Source organism: Rouxiella badensis, assembly GCF_026967515.2.
GTDB lineage: Bacteria > Pseudomonadota > Gammaproteobacteria > Enterobacterales > Enterobacteriaceae > Rouxiella > Rouxiella badensis.
The window spans coordinates 662,299-674,891 of the sequence record NZ_CP114062.1 but is presented as its reverse complement, the minus strand read 5'-3'; the positions used below and the strand labels follow the sequence as shown (position 1 = coordinate 674,891).

The 12,593-nt window shown below is 51.0% G+C and carries 10 protein-coding genes and 1 tRNA gene; 5 read left to right on the top strand and 6 right to left on the bottom strand.

The genetic code is table 11. From position 1 onward, the window contains the following. Positions 1-56: 56 nt before the first annotated feature. Together O1V65_RS03305 and O1V65_RS03300 are read right to left on the bottom strand one after the other, a co-directional pair. Positions 57-596, bottom strand: coding sequence for a DUF2058 domain-containing protein (locus O1V65_RS03305; RefSeq protein ID WP_227953532.1), 540 nt, complete (start codon positions 594-596; stop codon positions 57-59). Between the two features lie 252 nt (positions 597-848). Beyond that, a complete protein-coding gene (locus O1V65_RS03300; protein WP_227953531.1) occupies positions 849-2,255 on the bottom strand; it encodes an MFS transporter in 1,407 nt (468 codons plus the stop codon). A gap of 459 nt (positions 2,256-2,714) precedes the next feature. Here O1V65_RS03300 and O1V65_RS03295 point away from each other — a divergent pair, with 459 nt between their 5' ends. Then, complete coding sequence (locus O1V65_RS03295) at positions 2,715-3,731, top strand: amidohydrolase family protein (protein WP_269130158.1); 1,017 nt, start codon at positions 2,715-2,717, stop codon at positions 3,729-3,731. Between the two features lie 10 nt (positions 3,732-3,741). Here O1V65_RS03295 and O1V65_RS03290 read toward each other — a convergent pair whose 3' ends face one another. After that, positions 3,742-4,635, bottom strand: coding sequence for a LysR family transcriptional regulator (locus tag O1V65_RS03290; protein ID WP_165429341.1), 894 nt, complete (start codon positions 4,633-4,635; stop codon positions 3,742-3,744). A gap of 108 nt (positions 4,636-4,743) precedes the next feature. Here O1V65_RS03290 and O1V65_RS03285 point away from each other — a divergent pair, with 108 nt between their 5' ends. Together O1V65_RS03285 and O1V65_RS03280 are read left to right on the top strand one after the other, a co-directional pair. Continuing rightward, positions 4,744-5,823: an Ldh family oxidoreductase gene (locus tag O1V65_RS03285; protein WP_017493955.1), complete on the top strand. Its 1,080-nt coding sequence runs from the start codon at positions 4,744-4,746 to the stop codon at positions 5,821-5,823. A 156-nt stretch (positions 5,824-5,979) separates the two neighbouring features. Continuing rightward, positions 5,980-6,055: transfer RNA gene (locus tag O1V65_RS03280), tRNA-Asn, on the top strand. 79 nt (positions 6,056-6,134) lie between these two features. Here O1V65_RS03280 and O1V65_RS03275 read toward each other — a convergent pair. From O1V65_RS03275 to O1V65_RS03265, 3 genes are all read right to left on the bottom strand, one after another. After that, positions 6,135-7,277: a lactonase family protein gene (locus O1V65_RS03275; protein ID WP_038328371.1), complete on the bottom strand. Its 1,143-nt coding sequence runs from the start codon at positions 7,275-7,277 to the stop codon at positions 6,135-6,137. 522 nt (positions 7,278-7,799) lie between these two features. Then, on the bottom strand, positions 7,800-9,035 hold the full coding sequence (locus tag O1V65_RS03270; RefSeq protein ID WP_084912269.1) for an MFS transporter: 1,236 nt from the start codon (positions 9,033-9,035) through the stop codon (positions 7,800-7,802). Positions 9,036-9,140: 105 nt separating this feature from the next. Then, the gene (locus O1V65_RS03265; protein WP_017493951.1) at positions 9,141-10,097 is read right to left on the bottom strand and encodes a sugar phosphate isomerase/epimerase family protein; all 957 of its coding nucleotides are present in this window, start codon (positions 10,095-10,097) and stop codon (positions 9,141-9,143) included. Between the two features lie 299 nt (positions 10,098-10,396). Between O1V65_RS03265 and O1V65_RS03260 the strand changes: the two genes are divergently transcribed. Next, positions 10,397-11,266 (top strand): SIS domain-containing protein, encoded by an 870-nt coding sequence (locus tag O1V65_RS03260; RefSeq protein WP_269130157.1) that lies wholly within the window; start codon positions 10,397-10,399, stop codon positions 11,264-11,266. A gap of 20 nt (positions 11,267-11,286) precedes the next feature. Next, positions 11,287-12,198 carry a ribokinase gene (locus tag O1V65_RS03255; protein ID WP_017494447.1) on the top strand — a complete coding sequence of 304 codons (912 nt, stop codon included), beginning with the start codon at positions 11,287-11,289 and terminating at the stop codon, positions 12,196-12,198. Positions 12,199-12,593 lie beyond the last annotated feature (395 nt).

The following is a 12,593-nucleotide window of genomic DNA, read 5'->3' as shown; positions in this document are numbered from 1 at the left end:
ACGAAGAGTGGATTAAAGCCCGCTGTGACAGTCCGTTCTGAACGGTGAAAGTGTGATTACCACATCAAATCATCGGGCACTTTAAAGTCGGCGTAGGGATCTTCTTCATCCTGCTCTTCCTGACTCAGCGCACTGTTTAATACAATACTGTTAGCATCTCGCTGTGCAATTTTGTCGGCTACAATCGCGGGGATAATCGCGTATTGACTCTCGCCACTGTTATCAACAACCAAACGAGCAATCGCGAGACGACCACTGATCAGCTGCGCCTGAGTTAGCTTATCCACGGCTATTTTTTTAATTAAATTATTGTCTGTGAAGTTAAAATCAATAACGCCTTTTGCGATATCGATTTTGTTCATTTCAATGAGCTGCTTCACCTGAGCTTTATATTCTCTGGTTAATGCAGCCTGTTTTTGTTGTTCACTCAACTCTTTATCACGCTCAAGCTGGGCTTTTTTATTTTCTTCCACGGCCTCTCTTGCCTCACGCGCCTGGGCCCGTGATTTTTTAGCCGTTCTTTGGACTTTGGCCATTTTTGTACTTGTCACTAATCCAGCTTTCAGCATCTGCTCTTGTAAAGTGAGTTTTGTCATTTTTGTTTCTAAACCAGTTGAATAATGCGGGGGATTATACCTGTAATTTTTGCAGCTGTTCCAGTTTGCGTCAAACCAGGGCGGTTGCGGAGCAATCTCCTCATCTCTTACAGTCTCCTCTCGCGAATTATTATCATTTAATAATGAAAAATTAAAAAATTTATGCGTAATTTAGTGCGAAAGTCAGAATAGCCCTATTTCGAGAAGCCCGCTTAAGGAAACCTAAGCGGGCTTTTTGCTTTTAGGAAAAACTTACTTCCCAAGACTCACCCCGCCCTGCGTTTCTTCGAGGTTAACAGGGCGCATGATAATCAGCAGGATGACGGCAAGAAATGCGGCAAACATGATGATGCAGCCCATCAGCATCATTCCTGCGGTAAAAGAATGGGTCATTTCTTTGGCGACGCCCATTAAAAAGGGACCGACAAATCCGCCGAACGCCCCCAGCGCATTGATTAACGCTATACCGCCCGCCGCCGCCTGACCGCGCAAAAATTTGCCGGGCAAGGTGAAGAAAATCGTTTTGGCCGAGAGGGTTCCGACCAGCGCAAAGGTGACGCCAATCAGCGCGGGCACCAGGCTGTCGAGATACAGCGACAGCATCAGTGCCAGTGCGGCAAGCAGCAGTGCCGCTATCAGATGCATAACGCCACGCCCCGATTTGTCGACCGCTCGCGCCCAGAAAATCAGTCCCAGCGTCGAAAAGAAATAGGGGATTGCCGCGAGCCAGCCGATGGTGGTTGTTTCAATGCCTTCGGCCTTGAGCATCTGCGGTAACCAGATGCCTATCCCGTAGGTGCCCAAGGTGTAACTGAAGGTAATGCCGCTGAGCAACCACACGCGGACGTCTTTCAAGACCGAACGGAAATGTTGGCTTTGCGACGGCCCTTCCCCCCCTATTTGCATCATCCGGGAGAAGGTGACTTTTTCTTTTTCTGTCAGCCAGTTAGCCTGCTCTGGCCTGTCAGCTAACCGCCTCAGTGCCACAAAGCCAAGCAGGCAGGCAGGTACGCCTTCGATGAGAAACATCCACTGCCAGCCGTCCATGCCGAGAAAGCCGTGCAGCTGCAACAGACTGGTTGAGAGCGGTCCGCCAACCAGGAAAGAAATAGGCGTCGCGACGGTAAACCAAGCGAGAACCCTCGTACGGAACTGCACGGGAAACCAGATACTGAGGAAATAAATCACGCCGGGAAAGAATCCTGCCTCCGCAATACCCAGCAGCAGGCGAATGCTATAAAAACTCCATGGGCCGACGACAAAGACCATCATTGCGGCGACACATCCCCAGGTTATCATGATGCGTGACAGCCAGAGGCGAGCCCCGAAACGATACATGGCAAGGTTGCTCGGAACCTCACACAGGCAATAGCCAAAAAACATGATCCCCGCGCCGAGACCAAACTGTGCGGGACCCAGCCCAAGCTGAGCACTCATTTGCAGCGCGGCATAACCGACGCTGGTGCGATCGAGATAATTAAAAAAGTAGGCAACGCCCAATAAAGGGATCAATCGCCAGGCGGCTTTCATGCACAGTTTCTGCTCTTCCTCGCTGAGCGGTCTTATTTCATTCAGTGGTTTTATTTCATTTTTTATGGATTCTTCAGGTTGTATCGTCACGGACATAAATACCTCGGTATCTTTGCGTAAAATAGCCAAAACCCTTCCCCTCAGGCGCTAAAAGGCCAGAGTGAAATGTTGAAATTAATTATTAATTCCGTTCAGTGATAAATAATTCCGTTCTTTTTTAATGTTGATTTATTCAGCTTAACTGTCAATGACGCGGGAAAGAATCTGTTATATCCTGAGAAGCAGCTCACAATATATTTTTATCAAAACAGAAAAAACAGGCCTCAAAACCCCTTCAAAACAATCAACTAAAATAATGTTTTTTAAAGAAAAAAATCATGAAATTTATAACTCAACTCTGAAGCGGCGAGCCATAAAAAACATTATCTACACGACAAAGCCTACCGACGCTTTAATTATTACCTATATTTAGCTCTCACAAACCCTTTCATGAGCATTCGAGAAAAAGTAATTCCAGGCATTCCAAAACGATGAATCAAACCAAAAAAATCTATTTTATGACCACGTTACGAATAGGAGAGATTAAGTATGACTCAGATAAATAATTACCTTCCGATACGAAATGAATGGCTCGCTTCAGGCACTGAAATAGCGCTTGAACCTGACAGGCCTATTATCGATGCACATCACCATTTTTATGACCGTCCGGGTTGGACTTATCTACTTGATGAATATCTGCAAGATGCGCAGTCGGGTCATAATATTCAAGCCTCGGTTTACATGCAGGCCTTGACCCGTTATCGCGAGTCTGGCGAAGCGTCACTGCGCCCCGTTGGCGAGATTGAATATGTCGCCGAAGTGACCGCGCATCAGCAGGCTCACAGGCCGCAGGTGGCGAAGCGCATGATTGGCTATGCCGACTTACGTCTCGGTGCCGCGGTGCGTGAGGTACTCGAAGCCGAGATAGCGGCCGGGCAAGGCCGATTGGCCGGGGTCAGGCATCTCGTGACTTGGGACGCGGACCGTTCGCTGGTTAATCCGCTGTCTGCCGCACCGCAGGGGCTGTTGCTGGACAACGCCTACCGGGAAGGCGTCGCTCAACTTGCCCCGCTTGGGCTCTCTTGCGATGCCTGGCTGTTCTTCCCGCAGCTGCCGGAACTGTTTGATTTGGCGAAGCGTTTCCCCGATACGCCGTTCATCGTCAATCACTGTGGCGGCGTAGTGCGGATAGCCAGCTATGCACAGCATCCGCAGGCGGTATTCGCCGCATGGTCAGCGTCTATGCGCCAGCTCGCTGAATTACCGAACGTGTATGTCAAACTGGGCGGATTAGGGATGAGAATCAACGGGTTTGATTTTGAGAAAGGCGAACGTCCACCGACCTCAGAGCAGCTTGCCGAGGCATGGGCCCCCTGGATGATGACCTGTCTCGAGGCCTTTGGCGCAGGCCGCTGCATGTTTGAAAGCAACTTCCCAGTGGACAAGGGATCTTATCCGTTTAGCAACGGCTGGAATGCCTTCAAGCGACTCACGGCCACCGCCAGCGAGAGCGAACGCGAAGCGCTGTTTCGCGGCACGGTGAGCAAGGTGTATCGACTCGAATAACCGGCCCACGTCAGCCGCCGAGCCACGAACCGTTGCGCAGAATGTTCAGCAGGCAAAGCACCGGCGGCGTCAGATAGGCTTCATCGCGGTACAACACCCCGAAAGTGCGTCGCATCACGGCGGCGGGAATCGGCACCTCACGCAGCGGATGCCCCGGCCGTCCCGGCCCCAGATTGCGGCGCGAAAGCAGGCTGAGTAAGTCATTGCGGGTGATCAACTGCGGAACCAGCAGAATTGAATTGGTTTCAATCTGCACCTGAGCGGACGGCAAACCGCTCTCGTTGAGCAGTTGGTCAAGCCAGCGACGCGTCGAAACCTTGGCCGACGGCAGCACCCATCGCTGCCCGGCCAGCGACGACACCTTGCCAGGTTGTGAAAATATCGGGTGTGCGGGGCCTGCGACCACCACCACCTGGTCATCGACGATGGGATGGGTGGCAAAAACCCCGTCCACCGAGTCCAGCGGCCCCAGCATCAGGTCGATATGCCCCGCCTGCAACAGGTCACGCAGCCGGTCGTTCATCCCCAGCGTCAACTCCATTGTCACATCAGGCGCACTGCGCAAAAACTCCTCGGTCACGGCGGGCAGCAGCAGCTCGGCCATGGTGGTCGAAACGCCCAGCCGCACATGCCCACGAATTCCCCGCGCAAAGTCCTTGAGCTGGCGCTTCGACTCCTCGACGCCGCGCCGTAAAATCCGCGCCCGCTCCAGCAGCAGCGCTCCGCTCGGCGTCAGCACAATTCCCCTTCCGACCCGTTCAAACAGCGCCGTTTCAAGCTCATCCTCCAACCGCTTGATACTTTTCGACAGCGCAGACTGGGTGCGGCAAAGCTTTTCAGCCGCATGACCGAGGTGCCCCAGCTCCGCCACGGTTTCGAAATACTTCAGATCGCGAAAATCCATAGTCTGATCTATTCCTGAAATTCATCAATGAGGGAAAATTAGCACATAGACTTCAAGACCACAAAGTGAGCAGAATGGCCGCTAATGCCTATCCAAAGGAGATGCGCCATGCAGACATATTCCAGGGATTCCAATCCCGAGGTATTTTCGTTTCAGGCGTTGTGGGATACCGTAACCCGCATCTTCTCCGGGTATCTGCCCGCCGATGATGCGCATTACGTTGCGGGCTGTCTGGTCGAAGCCGAGGCGCGCGGCGTGCAGTCGCACGGCATTGGCCGCATTCCGGTTTATACCCAACGTTTGCGGCTCGGGGTGGTCAATGCCAAACCGACGTTTAAAATTAGCGCGGGATCCGGCGCTACGGCGCACGTCGAGGGTGACAACGGCATGGGTTATCTGGTCGCCAGAAAGGCGATGGACGAAGCCATCAGGCGCGGTCGGGAGCACGGTATCAGTCTCGTGCTGGCCTCGCAGAGTAATCATTTCGGCATGGCGGCCACCTATCTGCAACAGGCCATCGACGCCGGACTTGCAGCACTGGTGCTGACCAACGCCCCGCCGCTGATGCCGGTCTGGGGTGGACGTTCCGCCTTTCTCGGCACCAGCCCTTTCGCCTTCGCGGCACCGTCACAGCACACGCCCGTCATGCTCGACATGGCGACGTCGGTAGTGGCGTTTGGCAAGATTCGTCAGGCCGCGCGGCGCGGTGAGTCTATTCCCGCCGACTGGGCGCTTGATGCTCAGGGACAGTCCACCACCAGTCCAGATGCAGCCCTCAACGGCGTGGTGTTACCGATGGGCGGTCCGAAAGGCTCCGGGCTTGGGCTGATGATGGAACTGATTGCAGGGGTGATGTCCGGGAGCGCATTTGGTGGCGAGGTTCGAAATCAGAACAGCGATTTTGAGCACCCGCAGAACGTCGGCCACGCGTTTATCACCTTCCGCCCCGACATTGCCGTGACGCTTTCCGACTATTTCGCACGTGCCGATTCGCTGGTCGATCGTGCCAAAGCTTCGCCGCGCGCAGAGGGCTTCGATAACATCGTGATGCCCGGTGAAACTGAGGCGCAACGCGCTGAAAAGGCCAAACGAGAGGGCATTGCCGTTTCTACGCAGGATACTGTCATGCTGCACGATGAACTGATGCTTGCCGCCGAGGCACGGCCTTTGAGCGCCGCGCCGCGATAGCCGCTTTCTTAGTCTCAACGCGTGATGGATTAAAAGTCGTTCTAATTGCTCGAATTATCAATAATTTGAGCATAATATCAGCAAGCGGCGCGTATTTTGCTTTAACCCTTTGACATGCCGAGCGGGAGTCACTATTATTCGCCTCGTTCACACGATTCCTCTGTAGTTCAGTCGGTAGAACGGCGGACTGTTAATCCGTATGTCACTGGTTCAAGTCCAGTCAGAGGAGCCATATTTAGAGAAGCCCGCTTAAGGAAACTTAAGCGGGCTTTTTGCTGTAATAAACCCCGCCACGGCGGGGTTTAGAGATTTTAGGGCAGGAATTTAATATCCGTTGGTGTGCCGATTTGAACGGTAACGCCGGTGGGTGTTAATGCGCCAGTCTCGGCATCGCGATGCAGTTCAACGATGTTGTTTGAGAATACGTTGGCAACCAGCAAATATTGCCCCGTTTTGTCGAATGCGAAAGCACGCGGTTCAATCCCCCCCGCTGAGAAACGATTGCTCAGGGTCAGCTTACCGGTCGTCGCATCGGCTTTATAAACCACAATCACGTTGTCGCGACGGCGGTTCCCAACATACAGGAACTTGTGGTCAGGGCTGAACAGAATACCCGCTCCCCCCTTATTATTCGGGTCCTGACTATCGGTGAGATTAATCACCTGAATCTCGGTCAGTTTATCCTGCTCAATACGGTAAACGTGGACCTGAGCCGACATCTCGGTGCTGACGTAGGCGAATTTGCCGTCGGCGGAGAAGGTCATGTGGCGTGGGCCTTCGCCCGGTTTGAAGTGCAGGTCCAGTTTAGGCTCGGCGCTAAAAGGTTCTTTATTACCGGCGTGGTAGCTGAAGGCATGCACGGTATCTGCGCCGAGGTCAGCAACGAATAACATTTTTCCATCAGGGCTGATGTTCACAGAGTGTGCGTGACCGCTCGCCTGTCGGTCAGCAACCGCGTGAGATCCTTCGATAAAGGGTACGTGCTGGACCGCCTTACCTAAGGCGCCATTGCTTTCGATAGGGAAAATCGTCACCCCTGCATGCCCCGGATTCACCGAGTAGTTCGCGGCGAGTAAATATTTTCCGTCAGTGGTAATGGTGGCATGCGTTGGGTGCGCGCCTTGGCTATCGACTTCATTGATAATGTGCAGCTTGCCGTCTTTATCCACTTTCAATGCCGTCACGGAACCCGTTTCGTTTTCATTGGTGGTATAGGCAAACTTATGGTCATGGCTAAAGACAATCCACGACGGGCTGGATAACTTTAATACGTCCAGAGGCAGCAGAGTGCCGTCCGAGTTTAGGCGCAGACGATAAATCCCCTGACTGGGATAAATAGCTTTCTGAACGCCTTCACCGGTGGTTTGGCCGGTCCACGATCCCACCAGTAATGTTTGAGCCGGCAAATTTTTTGCCGCGGGTGCTAATGGAGCGCTTTCATCTGCATAAGACATATTGGCACCGAAAAATAAGGGAATTAAGGCAATTTTTAAGGCATGAACCAGTAGGGTACGTTTAGATTTTATTAGGGACATGAAAACCTCATTAAATTAATGATGACGGCGAATGTTATATAACATTTACTCCTTCTTGTTGACCTCTATATAACGTTTATAACGTGAAATTTTTAATCTGCTAACATCGACCCACAGAGCTCGGCCTTTGCAATGATTGAAATCAGCATCAACAGCGAAATCAACAAAGGGTACGCCGCCCGCTTCGCAACGTTCTGCGTACACTTTGTACAAGGTCACATTAGCGTATGCGATATGAATCAACGGGCTTTTCGGGCGCGTCAAATGCTCGAAATAATCATCTCTGGCAAACTGACTCGGCTCCTCCTTGAAGAGTATTGTAGCTAACAATGCGCGTTGCCGAGCAAAGCCGGGTTGGCGGCACTGATAGCTAAGAGCGAAAAAAAACGCCGGAGCAGCATAACTTGCTCCGGCGTTGAGGGTTTTTATGATGGCTTTGGGTTAAACCGTTTTACCTTTCAGAACCACCTGCCCTTCTATCTCGTCTGGGGTTTTGAGGAACGGGGTAAGGATGGCGCTCAGAATATAGAGCCCGGCATAGATTGCCAGCACGCCGCCCGCGCCGAGCGGAGCATAGAACAGGCCAGCAATAGCAGGTGCCAGGAAGGCGCCCAGACCTGCGCCGAGATTTAGCACCGACATCGCTGCCCCTTTATTATCGGGTGCCAGCAGAGGGAACAGCGCGGACAGTGGCACATAGCCCGCCATCGTGACACCGCACAGGCAAAGCACAAAGGTCATCAGATAGACGTTGTGTCCCGCGTACTGCGGCGTGAGCCAAACCAGCATCAGCACAATCGCGTAGCAGACGCCGCCAATCCACATGATGGTGTTGCGCCAGCCGAACTTGTCGCCAAAGAAACCGAAGAACAGGTTGGCGAAAATGGCCACCACGAACACCGCCGACCACATGTGCAGCCATTCGGTCTGGCTGTAACCAAACTTCGCCAGGTAGATAGGCAGGAACACCGCCAGGCCGTACTGCGCAATACCGTTGATCGATTTAACCACCAGCCCGGTGGCGATACGTGGGCGCTTAAGGATAGTGATACAGGTCAGCAGCTCGGCCATAGAGAACGGATGAATCTCATCGGCAGGCACCTTGTCTTTATTAACATAGATGGCCAATACCGAGCCGATAATCACGAACCCGCAGCCCATCCACAGCACGTTTATCTGCCCCATCACCGGCAGCGCCAGCGAGGAGAAATACGGCCCCATCACACTCAGACCGAGCGAGAAAGTAAACCAGAACCAGCCGACGGCGGTGGCGCGTTTCTCGAGCGGCGAACTGTAGTTAATCCAGATCAGAAACGAATACGCAAACAGCGGATAACCCAATCCACGTATCGCATAGAACGGGATCATCACTTCCATGTTCAGCGTCGGCATGCCCAGTCCGATGAAGCCGATACTGCCCACCACAAAGGCCAGCAGCCCGTAGAGCATCACCTTTCTTGGCCCCAGCGTCTGCACCAGCACGCCCGAAAGCCACGCCGCCAGCGTGACCGTGATACCGTAAAAGGTCAGAAGGAATGACGCATCAGAAACCTGCAAACCTCTCCCTACCAGGTAAAGAGAGATCCACGCCTGTTCTAATCCATCACCCACCATAAAAAGCGTGAGGCCGATATAGCCCCACAGTAGATTTGAGGGTAAACCTATTCTATCTAACATATGGCCTCCAGACATTACGTCAGTAATGCCTCACAAGAGAACATGAAAAATATGGATTATCTGCTAATTCACTCGTTATTATTGTTATAAACTGAGATTTATAACTTAGTTTCTTGTGATGAGTGACAGCAGCAGGCTTTGAATTTTAATCGCGTCCTGGGATTTAATAATCGCATCTATCTCTTCCAGAGATACCGAATCAATATAATCAGCCAATGCATTGTACATTTTGATATTCTGCTCACATTCTCTGACCGGGTCTTCGCGGCTTGGGAAAGTATCGAAATAGACCAGACCGTCAAACTTATACTTTTTCGCGTAATAGATATATTCGAGCGTCTGAAGCAGGTGAACGGTACCTAACATTAATCCATCGTCAAAATGACCGTAGCCATCATTTAAATGGAACCCCACCAGACGATTACGCTGTGCCGACAGGAACAGAGAATAAGCCGGATTCTCTTTTTTCATAATCATGTGGCAGAAATCGAGGGTAATACCCAGGTTATCCTCACCGACATCATCAATTAACATCAATGTGGCGCAAACGTCACCGATCAAGGAGAAGGTGCGTGGCTCGTAAGGTTTGTATTCAAAGCTGAACGTAATATCCGGATTGGCAGACACCACCTGTTTGATAGCATCCACGGTGTCTTTGTAAGCACGTTCATAATCAAGCTGGAATGGATAATCAAAGCCGTCGTTGGCAAACCACAGGGTCACGGTGTTACCGCCGAGCTCACGGCAGACGTTAACGGCTTCCATGGTGATTTCGATGGCTTTTTCACGAATTTTGGGGTCTGGGTTGCTGAACTCGCCTTCGTTGAAATGCTTCTGATAACGCAGAGCAATCCCGCCTAACGCCAGAGGAGAGGAGGCAATTGCATCTTTGATTTCACCCAGGGTATTAAGCTGGAAATGTTCCGGGTAATTCAGTTCGACGTGAGTCAGCCCTTTTACCGACGCCATACGGGTTATCAAATCAACGGTATCAATTTTATCTTTATCGAAAAATAGTTCTGGTCGGGATTTGAATGAATTAATTCGTGAAGAGAACTTCATAATAAAACTCCTTAAGCATTTTAAACAACGCCGCTACTTATAAAGCAACGAAGCCTCAACGCAAAATAGAAAAACGTTGAACACTTAAAGTTTTTTTTCGAGTGTTTTTAAGCAGTAAAAATTTCACTCTTAGTAAAATGATTGAGTAAAAAAACGCACCTTAAACACCATAAGCGTGATTTAGGTAACACTTTTACTCTCAATAAACATGATAACTTATTGCTTATCTTACTGCGCCGCTCTCCGAGTAAAATACAAACAGTTAAAGACGCGCTGAGCACTACAGGATAATAATTACAATGCAACAGACATTAAAAGGTAGAGAGATATTACTTTACGCTAAGACGCTTGCCCCAACATTAGGTAAAAAAGAAAGATCTATTGCTCAATTTATAGAGAATAATCCTGACGTTATTTCCTCAATGCGTATTAATGACGTCTCTAATTTTCTTAAAGTTAGCGTTGCGAGTATTACTAAAGTTTCCAAGAAACTGGGCTGTCATGGTTTTCATGAACTGAAAAATTCCATTAGCCAAATAAATTATCTTGAGGATGAGCAACTCCAGCAGGAATTCTACGATCCTGAAAGTCATCAGGAGGTATTGGAACGTACGGTGATGAACTCCATTCTGGCGTTACAGGAATCGCTGACCCTGATTAATTCCACGGTCTTCAATCAGGTTGCGCAGCTGTTAATCAACTTTGACGAGAAAAAGAAGCTGGTTCTGGTGGGCTGCGGCGGGTCGAGTGCCCTTTGTTATGACTTTCACCACAAGCTGCTCAAGATTGGTATTTTCTCGAACGTTTATTACGACTCGCATATGCAGCAAATGTCGGCTTCATTAATGCAGCCCGGTGACATCGCTATCGGTATTTCGCATTCGGGGAAAACCTCTGACGTATTCCACATGCTGAAAACCGCACGAGCCAACGGCGCGAGCACGGTATCGATTACCAACTATTTAAACAGTCCGGTCACGGTGGTGTCCGATCACGCGATTGTCTCATCGGTTAAAAATAATCCGATCACCGGTGAAAACGCCTCAACCCGCATCGTGCACCTGAACATTCTGGATGCCCTCTTCACTATCCTCGCCAATGAGCGCGGACAAAAGAGCCAGACCAACTTACATAAAACACGTGATTCGGTATTGGCGAAGCGCGTTTAACCTTTGATTGGGGAAATTTGATGAAAACTGACGTTCTGGTAATCGGGAGTTTGAACTTCGACATTCTGGTGAAACAGGAAAGACTCCCTTTGGTCGGCGAAACCTTTACCGGCGAAGGCCTGCTGCAAATGCCGGGCGGAAAAGGCGGTAATCAGGCCGTCCAGTGCGCGCGCCTTGGTCTGAGGGTAAAAATGGTCGGCTGCGTGGGTGATGACCTGTTTGGCGAGGAGCTCATCAAATCGCTCAAGGATAATGACGTCGCCTGCTCGGACATCAAACAGTTTGGCGCCTCAGGCCTTGGGCTGGTACAAATACTCAAAAGCGGCGACTACTGCAGCACAATTATCAAAGGCGCTAACTACGCGCTTGAGGTCGGTGATATTAAGGACAGCTTCTTCGCGGATTCACCGTTGGTTATCCTACAGTCTGAAATCGCCCCCGAGGTCGTCACGCTGGCCATCGAAAAGGCGCGTCAATTCCATTGCCCTGTTCTTCTGAACAACGCTCCAGCGCGCGATATCGACCGGGCAACGCTGAGCAAGGTCGATTATTTGGTGGTGAATGAAACCGAGGCGGCCTTCATGCTCGGTTACCCGGTTGCTCACCCTGAAGACGCCCTTAAAGCAGCAAGAGTACTGCGCACGCAGGTAAGAAAAGCGGTGATTGTCACCCTGGGTGAGAAAGGTTCGGTGGTGGTATCAGATGATGAAAACGGCCACTTCGCGGCGGTGAAATGTGACACGGTGGTCGATACCACCGGCGCGGGAGACTCATACATTGGCGCGCTGTCTTACGGCATCATCAAACAGCTGCCGCTGGCGGACTCAATTCGCTTTGCCTCCGAAGTGAGCGCATTTTCGGTACAGAATTACGGCGGCCAGGGCTCCTTCCCGACGCTGAATAACGTTCAACCCTGCCACGCCTATTCGTAAAACGACGCTCTACCCCCCGTCACAGCTTGAGCGCCGGTGCACCGCATCCGGCGCTCAACGCGTTACAGACCCGATGACCATTACCCCTTCACTTTGCATGGAATGCTTTTTCTTTCAAAACTTTGATTCCAGACGCCCATCAACAGCTAAACTTCGTCCTACACGCCTCGACCCCAGCGCCAAAACGCAGAGGGCAACCCTGCGGTAACCCTCAAACATACCAGCTATTTATTGAATGCGTACAGACTACAACTCTTAATCTCTTCATAACCTGTCGAATATGACAGGGTGAACGAGCAACGTGCTTTTTCATGCAATTGCGCATCATTATACTCAACGACCATGACCCCACAGCCAGCCTGCGTCACACTTTCAACGGTAAATAATTTTAATAT